Annotated in this window: 16 protein-coding genes; 7 read left to right on the top strand and 9 right to left on the bottom strand. The window is 46.5% G+C overall.

Annotated features, from left to right (window positions below):
• Positions 1-352: 352 nt before the first annotated feature.
• The gene (locus EQU24_RS18740; RefSeq protein ID WP_017842092.1) at positions 353-1627 is read left to right on the top strand and encodes an NAD(P)/FAD-dependent oxidoreductase; all 1275 of its coding nucleotides are present in this window, start codon (positions 353-355) and stop codon (positions 1625-1627) included.
• A 14-nt stretch (positions 1628-1641) separates the two neighbouring features.
• Complete coding sequence (locus tag EQU24_RS18735) at positions 1642-1842, top strand: YgaP family membrane protein (protein WP_014149938.1); 201 nt, start codon at positions 1642-1644, stop codon at positions 1840-1842.
• Between the two features lie 830 nt (positions 1843-2672).
• Here the strand turns inward: EQU24_RS18735 and EQU24_RS18730 are convergent.
• From EQU24_RS18730 to nagZ, 3 genes are read right to left on the bottom strand one after another with little or no spacing between them, the layout of a single operon-like run.
• A complete protein-coding gene (locus EQU24_RS18730) occupies positions 2673-3413 on the bottom strand; it encodes an S-methyl-5'-thioinosine phosphorylase (RefSeq protein WP_017842093.1) in 741 nt (246 codons plus the stop codon).
• Positions 3414-3423: 10 nt separating this feature from the next.
• Positions 3424-3975, bottom strand: coding sequence for a hypoxanthine-guanine phosphoribosyltransferase (locus EQU24_RS18725; RefSeq protein ID WP_175421733.1), 552 nt, complete (start codon positions 3973-3975; stop codon positions 3424-3426).
• Complete coding sequence (gene nagZ / locus EQU24_RS18720; RefSeq protein WP_017842095.1) at positions 3968-4987, bottom strand: beta-N-acetylhexosaminidase; 1020 nt, start codon at positions 4985-4987, stop codon at positions 3968-3970. The genes EQU24_RS18725 and nagZ overlap by 8 nt, the downstream gene beginning before the upstream one ends.
• 79 nt (positions 4988-5066) lie before the next feature.
• On the opposite strand from nagZ, the gene EQU24_RS18715 reads away from it, so the two are divergent.
• Complete coding sequence (locus EQU24_RS18715) at positions 5067-5459, top strand: flagellar basal body-associated FliL family protein (RefSeq protein ID WP_017842096.1); 393 nt, start codon at positions 5067-5069, stop codon at positions 5457-5459.
• A 133-nt stretch (positions 5460-5592) separates the two neighbouring features.
• Here EQU24_RS18715 and EQU24_RS18710 read toward each other — a convergent pair whose 3' ends face one another.
• Complete coding sequence (locus tag EQU24_RS18710) at positions 5593-6045, bottom strand: HIT domain-containing protein (protein ID WP_051056255.1); 453 nt, start codon at positions 6043-6045, stop codon at positions 5593-5595.
• Positions 6046-6128: 83 nt separating this feature from the next.
• Here EQU24_RS18710 and EQU24_RS18705 point away from each other — a divergent pair, with 83 nt between their 5' ends.
• Entirely contained in the window at positions 6129-7175 is a 1047-nt protein-coding gene (locus tag EQU24_RS18705; RefSeq protein WP_017842098.1) for a hypothetical protein, read from the top strand.
• 193 nt (positions 7176-7368) lie between these two features.
• Here EQU24_RS18705 and EQU24_RS18700 read toward each other — a convergent pair whose 3' ends face one another.
• From EQU24_RS18700 to EQU24_RS18690, 3 genes are read right to left on the bottom strand one after another with little or no spacing between them, the layout of a single operon-like run.
• Positions 7369-7578 (bottom strand): dodecin, encoded by a 210-nt coding sequence (locus EQU24_RS18700; protein ID WP_017842099.1) that lies wholly within the window; start codon positions 7576-7578, stop codon positions 7369-7371.
• Positions 7571-8251, bottom strand: a complete 681-nt coding sequence (murU, locus tag EQU24_RS18695; RefSeq protein ID WP_017842100.1) for an N-acetylmuramate alpha-1-phosphate uridylyltransferase MurU — start codon at positions 8249-8251, stop codon at positions 7571-7573. The genes EQU24_RS18700 and murU overlap by 8 nt, the downstream gene beginning before the upstream one ends.
• Entirely contained in the window at positions 8248-9243 is a 996-nt protein-coding gene (locus tag EQU24_RS18690) for an aminoglycoside phosphotransferase family protein (RefSeq protein WP_017842101.1), read from the bottom strand. Before EQU24_RS18690 ends, murU begins: the two co-directional genes overlap by 4 nt.
• A 113-nt stretch (positions 9244-9356) precedes the next feature.
• Here EQU24_RS18690 and EQU24_RS18685 point away from each other — a divergent pair, with 113 nt between their 5' ends.
• The 3 genes from EQU24_RS18685 (at position 9357) to EQU24_RS18675 (ending at position 14022) form a co-directional block, all read left to right on the top strand.
• Positions 9357-12059, top strand: a complete 2703-nt coding sequence (locus EQU24_RS18685; RefSeq protein WP_017842102.1) for an LPS-assembly protein LptD — start codon at positions 9357-9359, stop codon at positions 12057-12059.
• Positions 12060-12077: 18 nt separating this feature from the next.
• Positions 12078-13367 carry a peptidylprolyl isomerase gene (locus EQU24_RS18680; RefSeq protein ID WP_017842103.1) on the top strand — a complete coding sequence of 430 codons (1290 nt, stop codon included), beginning with the start codon at positions 12078-12080 and terminating at the stop codon, positions 13365-13367.
• Between the two features lie 88 nt (positions 13368-13455).
• On the top strand, positions 13456-14022 hold the full coding sequence (locus EQU24_RS18675; RefSeq protein WP_083877789.1) for a DbpA RNA binding domain-containing protein: 567 nt from the start codon (positions 13456-13458) through the stop codon (positions 14020-14022).
• Between the two features lie 556 nt (positions 14023-14578).
• On the opposite strand, the gene glgA is transcribed toward EQU24_RS18675, so the two are convergent.
• Positions 14579-16009 (bottom strand): glycogen synthase GlgA, encoded by a 1431-nt coding sequence (gene glgA / locus EQU24_RS18670; RefSeq protein WP_017842105.1) that lies wholly within the window; start codon positions 16007-16009, stop codon positions 14579-14581.
• 317 nt (positions 16010-16326) lie between these two features.
• The gene (glgB, locus tag EQU24_RS18665; RefSeq protein WP_085986420.1) at positions 16327-18513 is read right to left on the bottom strand and encodes a 1,4-alpha-glucan branching protein GlgB; all 2187 of its coding nucleotides are present in this window, start codon (positions 18511-18513) and stop codon (positions 16327-16329) included.
• Between the last annotated feature and the right edge of the window lie 47 nt (positions 18514-18560).

Genomic DNA, 18560 nt, shown 5'->3' with positions numbered 1-18560 from the left:
TTTTTTAGTAAAAAAGTTTTTTTCACTGCGGAAAGGCCAAAAGTAAAAATAAATTTGCGTATTTTAGTAAATGCTAATATTCTCTGGGTAACGCCGGTTCCATGTATTTTTATCGAATGTGTGCGTTTAAATGGTAACGATATGAGTTCCGTTCAAGCCGGTGTATCTTTGAATCGACGCAGCGATGTGTCGTCATTTTCAATGACATGCGGTTATTGAAAATGCTATTGATTGGGAATTTGTTTTCCCAAGACCAAAAACGGAAACGTCTATGTTTTCTGAATTAAACCAAATTGATCGAAATGAATAACAAGAATAATAGTGCATTTTGATCCAACACGAGGAGAAATTTATGGCTAGAATTGTAGTATTAGGTGCCGGTATCGGTGGTGTTCCGATGGCCTATGAAATGAAAGAATTGGTTAAAAATAATCATACGGTCACCGTGATATCCGATTCCCCGACGTTTCATTTCGTACCTTCGAATCCTTGGGTGCCGCCGAAATGGCGTAAACCGGAAGATCTGAAAATCGAATTAGCTCCGATTATGCAGAAAAAAGGCATCGAATTCATTCAAAAAGCGGCTGTAAAGGTCGATCCTCCCAACAATCAAATTCATTTAAACGACGGTACTGCGGTCGATTACGATTATTTAGTGATTGCAACCGGCCCCCGCCTTGCCTTCGACGAGGTGCCGGGGCTAGGTCCGGAAGGTTATACAACTTCGGTCTGTCATGTCGATCATGCTGCCGTGGCTGCTCAGGATTGGGATAAATTTATGGAAGATCCAGGTCCGATCATTGTCGGCGCTGTGCAAGGCGCATCTTGTTTCGGCCCCGCTTATGAATATTTGATGATCCTAGAGACCGAGCTGCGTAAACGCAAAATACGCGACAAGGTGCCAATGACCTTCGTTACGTCGGAGCCTTACATCGGGCATTTAGGCCTAGGAGGTGTCGGTGACACCAAAAGCATGTTAGAAAGCGTGCTGAGAGAGAGAACGATCAAGTGGGTGACTAACGCGAAAGTTGATCGTATCGAACAAGGCATGATGTATGTGACAGAAGTCGATGACGCCGGCAACGAGAAGAAAAAGCATGAGTTGCCATTCAAGCATTCCATGATGTTACCGGCGTTTACCGGAGTTGATGCAGTGCGTAATTGCGGTGTCGAAGGCTTGATGAATCCGCGGGGGTTTGTCATCGTCGATGAATATCAGCGCAATCCGACGTTTAAGAATATTTATTCGGTCGGCGTTTGTGTGGCGATTCCACCGGTCGAAAAAACACCGGTCACCACAGGTACTCCGAAAACCGGTTACATGATCGAGTCTATGGTAACCGCGACCGCGCACAATATTCGTGATGAATTGGCCGGAAAAGAGCCTTCCGACAAACCGAGTCTGAGTGCATTGTGTCTGGCCGATTTGGGCGATACCGGAGTTGCATTTTTGGCGGTACCGCAAATACCGCCGAGAAATACGACTTGGTCGAAAAAAGGGAAATGGGTGCACCTGTCCAAAATCATTTTCGAAAAATATTTCATGCGCAAAGTCAGAAAAGGCATTAGCGAGCCGTTTTATGAAAGAATGATGCTGAAGTTTATGGGTATTGTACGTCTTAAATAAAGAGGAGACGAATCATGAGTATCGATCGTTTAGTGATGGCATTTGCCGGTAGTTTTATATTACTGAGTCTGCTTTTGGCGCATTTTCATTCACCGAACTGGTTATGGTTTACCGCATTTGTCGGTGCGAACTTATTGCAAGCGTCATTTACCGGGTTTTGCCCGTTGGCGATGATATTGAAAAAATTCGGTGTGAAGCCGGGATGTGCATTTTAGGAACGAAGATTCGAAATGCCAGGGAAGGGAGTATTCCCTATTATTAGGTTACCCACTTAACGCGGGACAGATTAAGGTTATACCCCTCCTCGTAGATCAAAATTCGGCGCCGGGGAGCCCGTCAAAGGACGCCGTGAAACGTCCATGTAGGCTCTACCAACATCCATGCTGGCAAAGCCTTTGCTAGACACCCCGGTGCCTCCTTAGGCACTGCCGAGATTTGAAGTGCGAAAGGTATAATCCGTTCGTAGTGAGCCTGTCGAACCATGGGCGGATTAACTATCCACCCTTCGACAGGGCTTTCCTGAGCGCAGCCGAAGGGCTCAGGGTGAAGGGTTAATCCTTAGTGCTTTTATCAAGCCTTAAGTGGGATGTCCTTTTATACACACGCCTGTTTTGGCCGTGTATTCAATGAGTGGTTAATCTGTCGAGGCTCTTTTCAGTGTTAGATTATTAATGTAAGTGATTGATATATTAATGCGAAAGGGTTTTGTGTAAAAAGTAGTCAATTTAAAAAAGTTGTAACAAATATGAGGCGTTAAGAAACGAGTCATCAAGTTACTCACAGACTTATCCACAGGTTTTGTGAATAACTTTTCAAAAGGTTGCACCTATTTGAGAAAAAATCCGCCTAACATCCCCGCGCTTCAAATTTCGGCAGTGCCGGAGGAGGCCTCGGGGTGCTCGATAAAGGCTTTGCCAGCATGGAGCTGGCATAGAGCCTACATGGACGTATTTACGGCGTCCTTTAACGGGCACCCCGAGGCCGAATTTTCATCTACGATGAGTATAATACCGGCAGCGAAACATTATTTAAGATACCGTTGGCGTTATAACCGGGCTATAAACGCTTTTAATAGCTTGGCGGTATCGGCCATTCCTTTGTGTAGATTTTGTTCGATTTCAGCCATGGTGATTTCGCCTTCTGTTTTTCCCGCTGCCCAATTTGCAACGACCGCAAGCGCAGCATAGTCGATGCTCTGCTCTTTGGCTAGAGCGGCTTCCGGCATGCCGGTCATGCCGACTAAGTCGCAACCGTCACGTTCCATGCGTTGGATTTCAGCGGTGCTTTCAAGTCGTGGGCCTTGTGTGCAGCCGTATGTGCCTGTTGGCGTGACTGAAATCTGTGCACTTGCTGCAGCAGAGATCAGTTTTTCCCGTAATTGTGCCGAATAAGGGCTAGTGAAGTCGATATGCGTGACTTCCTCGAGATCTTCTTCGAAAAAGGTGTGCTTACGTCCATAGCTATAGTCAATGATTTGATCGGGCACCGCGATATGAGCGGGAGCCATTTTCGACGTAATACCTCCGACCGCAGCCACAGCGATGATTTGTTGGGCGCCGAGTTCTTTGAGTCCCCAGATATTCGCGCGGTAATTGATTTTATGAGGCGGGATCGTATGCGGGTCGCCATGTCTGGCTAGAAAGACGACGGTTTTTTCATCAAGCTCGCCGATGACGTAATCGGCCGATGGTATGCCAAAAGGCGTTTCGATAGGTTTTCGGTCGATGATTTTCAAACCTTCAAGGCGAGTCAAGCCGGTTCCGCCGATGATCGCTAACTGTGTCATAGTGATTGTCCTAGTCGATTAAGTTATCCTGACAAGCGTAAATACCCGGCATGTTGCGAAGATAGCCTTTGTAGTCCATTCCATAGCCGAACAAGTAGCGATCTTCCACCGATAGGCCGACAAAATCGGCTTGAACCGGTTTTTCGCGGTCTAAAATCTTATCGACCAATACCGCACTGTAGACAGAGGTCGCGCCTTCCGATAAACAATATCGGTAGATCGCCTCCAGCGTGATGCCTTCGTCTAAAATGTCGTCGACGATTAGAACCGTTCTGCCTTGCAGCGGCGTTCTCGGTTTTAAGACCCATTCGATGGTGCTGCCGGATGTTTGGTTTTGATAGCGACTGGCATTTATCGCGTCGACGGTCAAGGGAATGGTCAAACGAGTCAAGAGTTCGCCGCCGATGACCAAACCCCCGTTCATGACGCATAGAAAAATAGGGTTTCTATCCGCCAGAAGCAGGTTGATTTTATGAGCCATGTTGTCGATGGCCGCGTCGACTTCCTGTTTGTCGTGCAGTAGGTCGGCGGTTGATTGGACGTGGTCGATTTCTTCAAGCATATTCATTGGAAAGTTGGGCGATTTGTTGTGATATTTGTTGCCATTGGGTTGATGCTTGGAGCATTGCTCGGGTCATTTTGGGTTTGCCTCGCATCGCATTAAGCCGTTGTGTTCTTAGCGGATCGCTTTTGATCGGTACGCTGTCGAGCACTTTTTCGGCCGCTTTGGGATTATTGCAAACTAATAGCATATCGCAACCGGCTTGTTGGGCCAGTTTCGCGCGTTCGGAAAAATCGCCGGCAATTGCTGCGCCTTCCATGTTTAGGTCGTCGCTAAATATAGCGCCGTTGAAATAAAGTTCGCGCCGTAAGATGTTTTGCAGCCATTTTTCGGAGAATCCTGCAGGCATTTCGTCGACGGCGGGGTAAACGACATGCGCGGGCATGACGGCTTCCAAGCCTTGTTCGATCAATAATTTAAATGGGACTAAGTCCTTAGTTCGGATTTCGCTTAATTCCCGTTCGTCTACCGGTAATGCTATATGCGAATCGGCAGCTACCGCGCCGTGCCCAGGGAAATGCTTGCCGGTTGCGGACATGCCGGCCGATCGCATGCCTTTGCGAAAGCTGGCTGCCAATTGAGCTGTCAGTTGTGGGTCGGTCGAGAATGATCGGTCGCCGATGACTTCGCTGATGCCGCAATCGACATCAAGTACGGGAGCGAAGCTAAAATCAATGCCGACGGACAGCATCTCTGACGCCATTAGCCAACCTGCAGCTTCAGCGAGTTCGGGTCGTTCACGATAATAACTGGCCGGCGGTAAGCGCGTAAAGCCTTGTTTTAATCGTTGTACACGCCCGCCTTCCTGATCAACGGCGATGAGTATGGGACCTTTGCGGGCATTGCGAATACTGTCGATCAAAGCGATAAGTTGTTCGGGTGATTCGTAATTGCGGGAAAAAAGAATCACTGCGCCGGTGTTGGGGTGATGGATCTTTTCTTGTTCATGGGCAGTTAAAGTCAAGCCTTCAACATCGATCATGATGGGGCCGATTGCGGAATTAGTGGTCATGTTTCCGAGATAACATTGTTAATTAAAAAAGTGAAACTGGCTTATACTTAAGCGATTATTGATTGATCGGGAGTTAAGCGTGCGTTTTTTATTGTTATTTTGCGGGTTAATCTTCTCCGGCTGGGTTTTGGCCCAGGATGCAGCCGACAATGCGCAGCCGGCCATAGAATATTTGGAAATGTCGCCTAAGTTTACCGTGAATTTGGACGTTCCCCGAAAATATTTATTGATCAATGTGCAATTGATGGTCGAGGGTAAGGATAATATGGAAAAAATAAAAAAACATTTACCTGCGCTGAGACACGAATTAATTATGTTATATAGCGGGCGCAACGCCAACGAACTGGGGACCAAGGAGCAAAGGGAGGCCTTGCGCCTGGAAAGTGTCGAAGCCGTTAGGAATGCACTCAATAAATATGATAATAGCGACGGCTTTAGAGATTTGTTTTTTTCCGAGTTTTTGGTTAATTAGTTTAGATCTATACCCATCACAGATCAAAATTCGGCACCAGGGTGTCCGTCAAAGGACGCCGTGAATACATCCCTGTAGGCTTTATGCCAGCTCCATGCTGGCAAAGCCTTTGCTGCACAACCCTGGCGCCTCCTCAGGCACTGCCGAAATTTGAAGTTCGAAAGGTATACCTTGTTAAAATATCGTCGAATGCCGTTTTAATCTTTGGTAACAGCTCTGCAAGTTGGTGTTCCGTGTAAGGAACGGCGTCGAATTTCCCCCAGACCGGGGCCGGCCATGCTTTATCCGAGCGATAGCGAACAATGTGATGAATATGCAGTTGCGGCACCAGATTACCGATCGCTGCCACATTCATTTTGTCGGCGTTGAATAGCCCGGCTAGTCTTTTTGCTATTTGGCACGACTCCTCTTGTAATAATGAGCGATCAGTGGGCGACAATTGATAAATTTCACGGATATCGCCAATTTCAGGTACTAAAATGAACCAAGGGTATTGACTGTCGTTCATTAGCAGTAGTTGGCATAATTCCAGGCGTCCGAGCCGGATGCAATCTCGTTGTAGTTGTGGATGTAGTTGAAAAGTCATAAGTTTAGACTTGAAATAAAAGCATAAAACGATGTAATGTTAACCTCCTATTCTAACTATAACTATAAGAAAAGGATAAGATTATGTCGGCGCAGTTATTTTCGAGCCAAGAGCGGGTAAGTGATTATGGGCTTAAGGTTTCTTTTCGGTTGTTATTAGGCTTGTATGCAATTATCCCTATTTGCTTAATAGCGGAATGGTTCGATATTTTACTTTGGCAAGGTGGTTTGCGAGAGATTTTGCCGAGCCGTCCAGAGCATTTCCTGTTATTCCAGTTGTTGTTCGGAACGCCGCATATTATTGCCAGCGCGTTGATTCTCACCACTAATCGCGAATACTTCGGGTATTACCGGCATCGAATCATGATGATGACGTTGTGGCTTGCGGTATTCTTCGGTATCGGCAGTCTATTTATTCCTTATCGCGTATTTTATATTATGGTTGCGGCTTGGACGGTCTACCATGTACTTAAGCAGCAGCACGGTATTGCGCGAGGAGTTTGTAAGCTTCCGGTATGGTCTTATCGTTTGTTGTTGGGGTTGAGTGTTGCCGCAGGTCTATTGATTTATCTCGGTATTTTTCTCAAGAATAGCTTAGAGCCTGAGCAAAATGAGTGGATTAGGCATGTCGCTGGTACCTTAACTTTAGTGCTGTTATTAGCGACTACTTTGTGTCAGCGCTATGTAACGACAGGGTTCGGCAAACTGTTTCTTTGGGCTAATACCATGCTTGTAGTAAGCACTTACTATTTATTCGTTCAGCAATACTATTTTCTGGCGATTTTGGTGCCTCGATTGGTGCATGATGCGACGGCTTATGTTTTTTATGTGACTCATGATTATAATCGTCATGGTCGGCAAGCCCGGAATTTTATCTATCGTTGGGCGCAAGCATGCAATATACCGGTGCTTTTGGTTTTACCGCTGTTGTCTTTTGGGGTTGCTCTCCTTCTGCAGCAATACGGAGACGCAGCTGTCGAGTTTCTGACCGAGTTCTTATTCGGCGTGGAAATTCGTAAGGCGGTCAGTTTAGGTGTGATTGGCTATTTAGCTTTACTGCATTACTATACCGAGGCATTTACCTGGAAGAACGATTCACCTTACCGAAAGTTTATTGCTTTTTCAAAATGAACTCGGCGAATTCGTTTTCTTCATGGTCTTCAGGATGAAATGCTTTCTCTAGGTTTATTGTAAGGATAGGATCAATAATAGTTTTCCTATGCTAACCCCCCCCTCTCCCTGAGGGAAAGGGAGTAAAATGCGGAAGTTATTTTTAACGGGATATGAAGGTTTGTGCTGCCGGTTGACTGGTCAAGGTATGGGACTAATCTTTCAGCGTAAAACCGACTTTAATCGTGACTTGCCAGTGCGCCACTTTGCCTTGGTCGATATGCCCGCGGGTTTCGACGACTTCCAGCCAGCGCAAATCATGGAGAGTTTTCGCCGCTTTTTCGACGGCTTTTTCGATGGCGTCTTGTATGCTGACCGATGATGAGCCGGTCAATTCGATTTTTTTGTAAATATGGTCAGACATGGTGTGTTCCTCGCTGTTGATAAAGGTGGTCTAATTCTTTTAGCCTTTGCGGCGTTCCGATATCCATCCAGAAACCGTTAAATATTTCACCCGACACCCTGTTTAGACGCATGGCTTCGCGTAAAATCGGCGCCAGTTTGAGGATACCTTTTCGGTTCTCGGCGAATAAGGCCGGATGATAAAGCCCGATACCGCTGAACGTATATTTTTCGGCGGCATGATCGCATAACAGATCGCCGTTAAATCCGAAATCGCCTGAGGGGTGATGTTCGGGGTTGTTGACTAAAACCAAATGCGCAAGATCGATTTCGCGTTGTTTGAGCGTTTTAAATGGAAAATTCGTTGCAATATCGCCGTTTACGACTAGAAAGGGTTTATCGTCCAGCAATGGCAAGGCATGGATAATGCCTCCTGCTGTTTCCTGCGGTGTTTCGCCCTCGTCCGAATAAACGATGGTAACGCCGAATCGGCGGCCATCGCCCAGGTAGTCGATGATTTGGCTTCCCAAGTGCGCCACATTGACTACAATATCGCTAAAATCCGCATCACGCAAATTCTCCAGCAAATGCACAATAAGCGGTTTACCGCCTACCATCAATAAAGGCTTGGGCTGGCGGTCGGTTAAAGGGCGCATTCTTTCGCCGCGGCCCGCCGCCAGAATCATTGCTTTCATGTCTTACTCCGGAAAGCCGGCAGAACTTGCCGGTTTAGGAAGTCTGCAAATTCGGATAGTTCGGGATAGTGGGTGCTGGTTTCGGTAACATAATTTATTGTTCGAGGAATATCATTAAGATAAGCGGATTTTCCGTCTCGTAAGTGTAATCTCGCGAAAATACCGATGGCTTTTAAGTGACGCTGTAAACCCATTAGGTCGAACCAACGTTTGAATTGCGCTTGGCTGCAGTCGATTATTCCATGTTGAAGAAGGCGCTGAAAATAACCGTTTCTCCAATGATCGATTTGCGCTTTCGGCCAACTGATATAGCAATCTTTCAGCAGCGATACCAAATCGTAGGTGACCGGGCCTATTACCGCATCCTGGAAATCGATTATTCCAGATTTGCCGTTGCCTAGGTTCATCAGGTTGCGCGAATGATAGTCTCGGTGCACGAAGGTTAAAGGTTGTTCTAAGGCTGAATTAATCAGTAATTCATTGACTTCGATTCTGAGCGTTTCGGGGATGGTGGTGTTCAGGAAATGCGAAGTAAACCATTCCTCGAAAATACCTAGTTCCCGAATAAGCAGCGGTCGATCGTAATGAGGTATTTCAAGGTTGTCGAGCGCAATGAGCGTTTGTTGTTGAAACAAGCTGTCTAGGGCGTATTGATACAGGTAGTCCGCGTTCGATGGTTTAAGGCAGTCCAAATAGCAAGTTTTACCGAAGTCTTCCAGTAATAAAAAGCCGTGTGCGAGGTTCGATTGAAAAATTGTCGGCACATGGATTCCGGGAACAGACAAAAGCTTGGCGACCTTGATAAACGCCTCGATATTTTCTTTGTCGGGTGGCGCGTCCATGACAATGTAAGTCGTCCCTTGTGAGTATATTCTGAAATAGCGACGAAAACTGGCATCACTCGATGCCGGTTCAAATCGGTCAATGGCTAGCGACAGATCGTTCGATAGCCAATCGAGCATTAAAGCGGCTCGAGGGTCTTCGTTGGTCATAATTGGATGGGATTCTTTAAGTTATATTGCTGGAGTAAATTAAGGTAGAATGTCCATTCGGCATTTTATTCTATTTAAGCCCAATCAAGCCATACTTACTCCCATACTTACCTATGCACTGCCGCATCATTTTATTGTTTTTCTTATTGGTTAGCTCGACTTGTTCTCAGGCGAATGAGCCGGCGTGGGATTGTGAGCAAAACGGCAGCGGAGAATGGGTTTGCGGAGCCGATGAACCGATTGCTAAAAGCCCAAAGCCTATTACGGTTTCGGAGAGCGCTGATGCGGCGGGGAGTTCTGTTGTTACGCAAAAAAGCGTTCCTAGTCCCGACAAGGTTGCGAAAAATCCCCAGGGAGCGAATGAGCAAAATCAAGCGCCGCAGGAGATTATTCAGTTAGAGCCGCCGCGCAAAATCGCAAGAGCCGCAGGATGGGATTGCGCTGCCGGAGAAGGAGATGAAACTTGGAATTGTAGTCTGACCGGTACCGATCCGAAAGGCAAGCCTCGTGTGATGCCGGATGAGAGGCGTAGTTTCAGTTTATTGTCGCCGGCTTTCGATCATGAGCAGGAACTGAATTTCGATATTATGCATTCGCAATTGCCTTACGATCCTTGGGAAAATTGCACGACATCATTAGGCGCTCCGCCCGGGTTTTTATCGACCAAAGACCTACGGGACGAGACGCCTATGGATATTCGGGCCGATTATTCGGAAATTTTCGATAATGAAATTACCGGTTTTTTCGGTAATGTTGATATTGTTCGGGCCGATCAACGTATGGCCGCGGACACCATGCATTACGATACCGTATCGCAAACTCTCGATGCGCAAGGACACGTTTATTACAGTGAAGACGCGCTGTCTTTATACAGTGATACGATGATGTTGAAACTGGCAAGCGATGAAGCCCGGTTGCGTAATACTCTGTTCATTTCGCCGACGACGCCGCTGAGAGGCAGCGCACGAACCGTCTACCGGGATAGCAAGGTTTTATCTCGTTATAATGAAGTCGCGTTCACAAGTTGTAAGCCCGGCAATACCGATTGGGTTTTACATGCATCGGACTTAAAGCTGAACAAGGAAAGCGGCGAAGGTTCGGCTAAACATGCTTGGCTCGAGTTTAAAGGCGTGCCGGTGATCTATACGCCTTATATCAGTTTTCCGCTCGATGATCGCCGCAAATCCGGGTTTTTAGCGCCGAATTTGTCCGTCAACAATAGAAACGGCTACGATGTCGCATTGCCTTATTATTGGAATATTGCTCCTAATTACGACTTGACCTTTCGTCCTAGGTACATGACAAGTAGAGGAATGCAGTGGGGCGGCGACTTTAGGCATTTGTCCGAAATGACCAACAGCCGCTTGCAATTTGAAGTGTTGCCGGATGATCAAATACGAAATAAAACGCGATATCTCGCCGGCATTCAAAATACTACAACATTTCTGCCGAATTTGATTTCAACGGTCGATGCGAGCTATGTCTCAGACGACGATTATTTCGACGATATGGGTAACAGTATTACGATTAACGATACTCGTTTTTTAAGAAGCCATGCTGACATTCGGTATAATCTGCCGGGTGTATCGTTCTTTTCGCAGCTCGAAAACTTTCAGACGACGGATAGAACCATTCCTAAAGAGTTTCAGCCCTATCGCCGCCTGCCTCAAGCAAAGCTGGATTTAAATCATTCGTTCGACTTTATGCCTCTAGACGTTTCCATGGGGTCCGAATATGTTTATTTTCAACAAGACCAGCGCGTAAGCGGTCAACGTTTCAACATCGAGCCGGCTGTCGCCGTTCCGCTAGAAGCGGCGGGTGTTTATTTAACACCAAAATTGTCGCTCAAACACACTCAATATATGTTGGAGAATCAGGAGGAAGGTAGGCCTAGGCCCGATAGCATTACTCGTACCTTGCCGATATTTTCGGCCGATACCGGGTTTACGCTGGAACGGGAATTCGGCGCAGGCGCATCGTCTTATATGCACACGATTGAGCCGCGTTTGTTTTATCTCTATATTCCGTATAAAGACCAGAGCGATATTCCGTTGTTCGATACCGGAGAATACGACTATAACTTCTACAGTCTATTCCGGGAAAATCGCTTCAGCGGCTCCGATAGGGTTCAGGATGCCAATCAAGTGACGGCGGCTTTGACCAATCGAATCATCGATCCGCGAACAGGTCGCGAAAACATGAGGCTTAGCATCGGCGAAATTTTTTATTTCCGAGACCGTTTGGTGCAACTTGATGACCCAAGAGGAAGTACTGATATTTTCGGTAATCCGCGATTAGTAAATCAACAATCTCCGACCAATAGTTTCGCTAATTTAATTGCCGAATTCAGTGCGCAATTGACCGAGCATTTGTCCTTAAGGACAGCGGGGCAGTGGGATCATGCGCAAAACGACCTAACCCGAGGCGAAGTGGCGTTGCGGTATACGAATAAGCCCGAGCAGTTGGTTAATTTAGGGTATCGTTTTCGCCAGGATTTAACGGAAGTGACGGATGTCTCTTTTCGCTGGCCGATCTATGATAATTGGTATGCGGTTGGGCGATGGCAGTATTCAATGTTGTTTGATAGAACGGTGGAAAGTTTCGCAGGCTTTGAAAAAGAAAGTTGTTGTTGGCGTTTTAGGATCATCGGGCGGCGTTATATTAATAGTATTAATGTGTTTGCCGGGCAAGAGCCGACCGGCGAAGCGCAAACCGGCGTATTTGTTCAGCTGGAATTGAAAGGCTTAACGGCATTCGGCGACCGGTTGGATGAATTTTTCGAACGAAATATCTACGGCTATGTCAGACCGCAATAAACTGACTGATTGTTAACCATGAAAAAGCATTTTATCAGCGGCGTTTTGATCGCATTAATAAGTATCTCCGTACCGGTTTTCTCGCAGACACTGGATCGTATCGTTGCAATTGTCGAAGATGATGTGATCCTTGACGCAGAATTGCAAGCGGAAGTCGATGTCATCGCGCAACGCATTAAGGCAAGTAACGCGGTAGTGCCGCCGTCGTATATTTTGCGCAAGCAAGTGCTCGAAAAATTGATTATCGAAAAGCTGCAGCGACAGTTGGCGGAAAGGTCCGGCATCGCATTGAATGATGAAATGTTGGCCAGTGCCGCAGCAGACATCGCGCGCAGAAATAATATGACGCCGGCACAATTTCGTGTCGAACTGGAAAAGCAGTCGATTTCTTATCGCAGTTTTTTGGAAAACCTGCGTAACGAAGTCATCATCAATCAGTTGCGGGGCAGGGAAATCGGCAGCCGCGTTAATGTCAGCGATCGGGAAGTCGAACATTTTCTTGAAACCGAAAGCAAACTCGGCGGCGAAGCCACTCAATACCATTTAGGGCATATTCTGGTGGCGATTCCGGAAGGCGCTTCGTCGGCAGTGATACAAAAAGCCAAACAAAAAGCCGAAGAAATTATTCAGGATTTACGGGGTGGGCGGGATTTCGTGCAGGTGGCGATGAGTCAATCCGATGGCAGCGAAGCCTTGACCGGCGGGGATTTAGGATGGCGCTCGATTAATCAAGTGCCGACTTTATTTGTCGATGAAGTGGGTGATATGAAGGAGGGCGATGTTTCGGACCCGATTCGAAGTCCCAGCGGTTTTCATGTCTTAAAAATGCTGGAGCTGAAAGGCGGCGATCAACAACATATCGTGACTAAAACGCATGTTCGTCACATATTGATCAAAACCAATGAACTGATTGACGATGATGAAGCGAAAAAAAGGCTGGATAACCTAAAACGTAGAATTGCCGATGGCGATAGTTTCGATGCGCTGGCCAGGGCGCATTCCGATGATAAGGGGTCCGCGCTTAATGGTGGAAGTTTAGACTGGGTGGCGCCCGGGGCGTTGGTTCCCGAGTTCGAGGAAGCAATGAATGCATTGGCGATCGACGAGATTAGTAAACCGGTTCAAACGCAATTCGGCTGGCATCTGATACAGGTGCTCGGCAGAAAGCAGCAAGACGATAGTGAGGACTACAAAAAGGAACAAGTAAGAGAAGCGATTCGCAAACGTAAGATCGAAGAAGAAACTGAATTATGGCTCCGGCGTTTGCGCGATGAAGCTTATGTCGAGGTATTTCATGATAGGCTTTGAATCGATGAGTTTTGCTAAGCGTCGAATGTTTAATTCATGACGCTTGATGATTTAGCAAGATAATCGCACGTTCAGTATCGAGACCTCAATGACTAAGGAAGACAGGATAATGCAGTGTTTAAGGCGTATTATCGAAACGCAAACATTGCATGAAGAGCGGCAAATAGTTCGTCATATAGCGGCTGAATTAAAGCTCGAGTTATTGGACTGCGCAGCCGCTTTGTTGCATATTCAACAACTTGAAGGCGGCATGCAAATTATTCCGGAAAGGGGCATGTTGGAGCGGTCTATTTCGGAAACAGTTTCCGTTATGCCAAAAATGGTTCGTTATCGATTGGCGGTCGGGCATAAACATGGCGCATCGAAAGAGGTAATCAAAGACGTGTTGGTCGATGAATCCGGTGTCGAAAGGAAAATGATCCGCCTTGTCGATATACGTAACGAATTTACTATTGTGGAATTACCGGAAGGCATGCCGGAGGATATTTTTCAACATTTGAAAACGATTGAGGTTCAACGGCAAAAGCTGGATATCAAAAGATTAAGCGCTAATTCGAATAAAAAAAGAGCAAGTAATGCGCGCCGGCGAAAAAAGCGTATGTCCCGTTTAGAGAGTAAGGACCCGAAAAGTCTTAATTGTAAAGAAATCGCCTAAGGGTTTTCTAATGTACCCAACCATCGTAGATCAAAATCCGGCGTCGGGGGTCGTCAAAGGACGCCGTGAGCCCAGCTTCTCACCTAGCGTTAGGAGAGGAACCCGGTGCCTCTTTAGGCGCTGCAGAAATTTGAAGTGCGAAAGGTATAATGACTAAAAAATATCAAAACAATGGCGAGACTGAAGTGGCAATAATGATGGCATAGGCTGTTAATGGACAGTCACTTACATTTAATTGTAAATGCTGTATCTTCAAGTCCTTCATGCTCTTCATGGTAAAAGATAAATAACTCTTTTTGGAGTTATAGCCCGCCTTAGGATTTCGTGATAAATAACGTCTTGGAACTATGAGCTTTGTTGAGGGTTCGGTAACTCGCTTTGCAGGACGCCGTGAATACGTCCGTGTAGGCTTGACCGCGGCGACTGATTGCCATGGATGGCATGAATGCAGATTTTGCAGGAGCAAAAAATCTGCCCTGCCGCCGACACCTGCCAATCGAGTTACCGAACTCTCCATAAAACAGGGAAGTTATTTACGACCAAATCCTTAATCGAGTTACAAATGGTCATAGAGCGATAAGTATTGTTTAGCACTACTATTCCACGAAAAGTCTTTCCTCATGGCATTGGTTTGCAGTTGTGTCCAAATTTCCGGGACTCTGTATAAAATCAACGCGCGCTTGATGGCCTCCAGTAGCGAACTGGGGGTCGATTCATTAAAAGTAATTCCGGTTGCCGTTTTGTTGTCAATCGTATGGGGTAGAGCATCGACTACAGTATCTGCTAGGCCGCCGGTTTTCCTTACGATCGGCAAAGTTCCATAGCGTTGACTATACATTTGGTTTAATCCGCAGGGCTCGAAGCGCGATGGCATCAAGAAAATATCGCTTCCCGCTTCTATCCAATGGGCCAATTGTTCATCGTAGCCGATAGTAATCGACATTTTTTCAGGGTAGGCTTCGGCAAAATTATATAAACGTTGTTCGAAGCTTTTGTTGCCGCTACCGAGTAATACAAATTGTACTGGCATACTTAATAATTCCGGCAAGCATTCTAATAGCAAGTCGATACCTTTTTGTTCAACCAAACGGCTAATTAATCCGAAAATGGGAATCGACGGCTCGAGAGGCAGTGAGAGCCGTTCTTGTAATGCGGCCTTATTGGGTTGTTTGTGATGGAGCGTTTTATAGCTGTAGCGCTGGACGATGTTGTTGTCGAATTCGGGATTCCAGTCATTGTCGGTTCCATTGAGTATACCGCATAGAAATTCCTTGCGATGGGTTAACAAGCCTTCTAGCCCGTAACCAAACTCGGATGATTGAATTTCTTTGGCATAGGTAGGACTTACCGTTGTTACTCGATCGGAGCAAGCAATGCCGCCTTTTAAAAACGACATGTTGCCGTAATACTCAAGTACATTTGGGTTCCAAAGTTGTCTTGGAAGATTAAGCGCATTGTAGGTCGAATAGGGAAAGATCCCTTGATAGGCCATGTTATGAATCGTAAAAATGGTTGCCGGGCGATTGTATTCCAGCGTTAACAAGGCGGGAACCAGGCCGCTTTGCCAGTCGTTGCAGTGGACGATTTCCGGTTTCCAATCTAAGTAGGCTCTGTTCATCGCGACTTCCACGGTTATGCGGCAGAACAGCGAAAAGCGATCGGCACTGTTTGCCCAGGCATTACCGTATTCATCGTGATAAGGATTGCCCGGGTAGTCAAAAAACTGGGGACAATCGATCAGCCATACAATTACTTTCGATTCCGGCAAGCGGGTTTCGAGAATATTGACATCGCAATTATTGATTCTCAGCGTACACCGATGTTGGACGTTTTCGGTTTTTTTTATAGCCTGATAGTTAGGTATGATGATACGGATATCCTGGCCTAGATCCGCCAAAGCCTTAGGTAAGCTGCTTGAAACATCCGCCAAGCCGCCGGTTTTTATTAAAGGGTGTGCTTCACTGGTAACAAAAAGAATTCGTTTCATAATTAAATTTAAAGGCAGTCAAAATTCGGTTCTAGGTATATTAAAGAATTGAGTTTACCGAGGTGGATTTCGCCAAAATAGCCGATTGAGTGTTTATTGGCTCACTGTCTGCTGTAGTAGGATCGTCCGACATTATTGAAAAATCAGTTTAAGTTTGCGTTCGGGGCGGCGGTAGTTCTATTTTGCGGGCATTTCTCGCGTAGTTGCGCCTATTACGTATAAATATCGAAGCGAATTTTTTATAAGCTAGGCCGTCGTCAGTTAATTTGCGGTGCGCAACGGCACGCTGGGCTCACTTTCTCAAGCAGGTCCCTATATTAGTGAGCAGAGCTGTTTATGGTTTTCGTTTGCCGGGTCAAGATGATTCCGCCTAACGGAGGTAAAGTCAAGTGTATCGATTGCTGGTGCCCCATCCAAGGCTCCGGTTCCGATAGTATCTCGCGGTTGCCGACATTGCTGCCTTCATAATAGGCAGAGTCTGAATTAAAGATTTCAAAATAAACCCCTTCGAAAGGCACGCCGATATGATAGTTTTCTCTAACAATCGGTGTGAAGTTAAGTATGATGATCAAATCATCGTTGGTGCCTTTGCGGCGGTAGCTGATAATCGATTGTTCGACATCATGGCAATCGATCCAGTCAAAGCCGCTGTGATTGAAGTCGTATTGGTGAAGTGCCGGGTGGTTTTTATACAAATGATTAAGATCTTTGACCAGAGTATGTAAACCTTGGTGTCTAGGGTGCTGCAATACATACCAATCCAAGGCTTGGTTGAAATTCCACTCTGTACCTTGCCCGAACTCGCAACCCATGAATAATAATTTTTTACCCGGGTAGGTAAACATCAAGGTATAAAGTAGGCGCAAATTCGCAAATTTTCGCCATTCGTCTCCCGGCATTCTGTTGAGTAACGAACCTTTGCCGTGAACGACTTCATCGTGAGAAAAAGGAAGGACGAAATTTTCGGTAAAGGCATAAAGAAGGCCGAAGGTCAGTTGATCGTGGTGATAACGCCTGTGTATCGGGTCGCGGCTTATATAATCGAGAATGTCATGCATCCAGCCCATGTTCCATTTCATCGAAAAACCCAGGCCTCCTGTCCAAGTCGGGCGGGTTACCTGAGGCCATGCAGTCGATTCTTCTGCCATCATGACCGTTCCGGGGTGTTGTTCATGGGTTACGGTATTGAGTTCGCGCAAAAAAGCGATGGCTTCGAGATTTTCGTTGCCGCCATACATGTTGGGAATCCAGTCGTTTTCATTGCGGGAATAATCCAAATAAAGCATCGATGCGACGGCATCGACCCTAAGACCGTCAAGATGAAATTCTTCGAGCCAAAATATCGCGCTCGCCAGTAAGAAATTTTTGACTTCGTTGCGCCCGAAGTTGAAGATCAGGGTGCCCCAATCTCTATGCTCGCCTTTGCGGGGGTCTTCGTGCTCATAGAGCGCGCTACCGTCGAATCGCGCCAGTGCAAAAAAGTCCTTCGGAAAATGCGCGGGAACCCAGTCCAGAATGACGCCGATATTGTTTTGATGAAAAAGGTCGATAAAATATCTAAAATCGTCGGGCGATCCATGTCGGCTGGTCGGAGCGAAGTAACCCGTCGATTGGTAACCCCAAGACGCATCGAAAGGATGCTCGGTGATAGGCAGTAATTCGATATGGGTAAAGCCCATGTCTTTGACGTATTGGATTAACTGTTTAGCGAGCTCACGGTAATTCAAGAAGTTGCCGGCATCGTCCCGTTGCCACGACCCCAAGTGCACTTCGTAAATCGACATCGGTTCGTGTAGCCAATCGCGGTTTTTACGATAAGTCATCCATTTCGCATCTTGCCATTGGTAAGCGTCTTCTTTGACGACGATCGAAGCGGTTTTAGGGCGATGCTCATATTGCTGGGCATAAGGGTCTGTTTTAATCAAAATTTCTTGGCTTTGACGGTTCAATATTTCAAACTTATATAAACACCCCGCGTCGAGGCCCGGAATAAAAAGCTCCCAGATCCCGCTGTTGCCTAGTACCCGCATTAAGTGACAGCGCCCGTCCCAGCGGTTAAAATCGCCTACCACGCTGACGCGTTCCGCGTTCGGGGCCCAAACGGTAAATAAAACGCCATCGATTCCGTCTACGTTGTATCGATGTGCGCCGAGTTTCTGGTAGATATGCCAATGCTTACCTTCGCCGAACAAATGACGATCGAATTCCGGCAATTGCTCGGGAAAGTCGTATGGGTCGTAATCGATGTGGTGTCGGCCTTCTTTGTCGATCCAAGAAAATCGATAATGTTCTGGTAATTCGCCTGGTTGAGCGGTATATTCAAAAAAGTCCGTTTCGGCGAGTCGAGGTATTTCAGGGCCTTTATCAGCAAAACGAACCGAATCGGCATAAGGCAAATGGAGTCTTATCTTTGTCAGGTTGTTTTCGCTTTGGCGGCCTAGAACGGAAAAAGGATCATGATGTTTGGCTTCAATGATTTTGCATAAATCATCACACGACGGCATATTGGATTGCTTTTTCACTTCGAAACGCCTCAATGTAGTAGAATGAT

The sequence above is a fragment of the Methylotuvimicrobium buryatense genome, from assembly GCF_005931095.1.
GTDB lineage: Bacteria > Pseudomonadota > Gammaproteobacteria > Methylococcales > Methylomonadaceae > Methylotuvimicrobium > Methylotuvimicrobium buryatense.
The sequence above is the reverse complement of the archived record's forward strand: the minus strand, read 5'-3'. Positions and strand labels throughout refer to the sequence as shown.

What these genes read in the sequence shown, in the direction of transcription:
- EQU24_RS18690 (WP_017842101.1), bottom strand. Translation starts at nt 9,243, where the DNA reads ATGACCAACGAAGACCCTCGAGCCGCTTTAATGCTCGATTGGCTATCG.
- EQU24_RS18730 (WP_017842093.1), bottom strand. Translation starts at nt 3,413, where the DNA reads ATGACACAGTTAGCGATCATCGGCGGAACCGGCTTGACTCGCCTTGAA.
- glgA (WP_017842105.1), bottom strand. Translation starts at nt 16,009, where the DNA reads ATGAAACGAATTCTTTTTGTTACCAGTGAAGCACACCCTTTAATAAAA.
- EQU24_RS18705 (WP_017842098.1), top strand. Translation starts at nt 6,129, where the DNA reads ATGTCGGCGCAGTTATTTTCGAGCCAAGAGCGGGTAAGTGATTATGGG.
- EQU24_RS18680 (WP_017842103.1), top strand. Translation starts at nt 12,078, where the DNA reads ATGAAAAAGCATTTTATCAGCGGCGTTTTGATCGCATTAATAAGTATC.
- glgB (WP_085986420.1), bottom strand. Translation starts at nt 18,513, where the DNA reads ATGCCGTCGTGTGATGATTTATGCAAAATCATTGAAGCCAAACATCAT.
- murU (WP_017842100.1), bottom strand. Translation starts at nt 8,251, where the DNA reads ATGAAAGCAATGATTCTGGCGGCGGGCCGCGGCGAAAGAATGCGCCCT.
- EQU24_RS18735 (WP_014149938.1), top strand. Translation starts at nt 1,642, where the DNA reads ATGAGTATCGATCGTTTAGTGATGGCATTTGCCGGTAGTTTTATATTA.
- EQU24_RS18685 (WP_017842102.1), top strand. Translation starts at nt 9,357, where the DNA reads ATGCACTGCCGCATCATTTTATTGTTTTTCTTATTGGTTAGCTCGACT.
- EQU24_RS18710 (WP_051056255.1), bottom strand. Translation starts at nt 6,045, where the DNA reads ATGACTTTTCAACTACATCCACAACTACAACGAGATTGCATCCGGCTC.
- EQU24_RS18740 (WP_017842092.1), top strand. Translation starts at nt 353, where the DNA reads ATGGCTAGAATTGTAGTATTAGGTGCCGGTATCGGTGGTGTTCCGATG.
- EQU24_RS18675 (WP_083877789.1), top strand. Translation starts at nt 13,456, where the DNA reads ATGACTAAGGAAGACAGGATAATGCAGTGTTTAAGGCGTATTATCGAA.
- EQU24_RS18725 (WP_175421733.1), bottom strand. Translation starts at nt 3,975, where the DNA reads ATGCTTGAAGAAATCGACCACGTCCAATCAACCGCCGACCTACTGCAC.
- nagZ (WP_017842095.1), bottom strand. Translation starts at nt 4,987, where the DNA reads ATGACCACTAATTCCGCAATCGGCCCCATCATGATCGATGTTGAAGGC.
- EQU24_RS18700 (WP_017842099.1), bottom strand. Translation starts at nt 7,578, where the DNA reads ATGTCTGACCATATTTACAAAAAAATCGAATTGACCGGCTCATCATCG.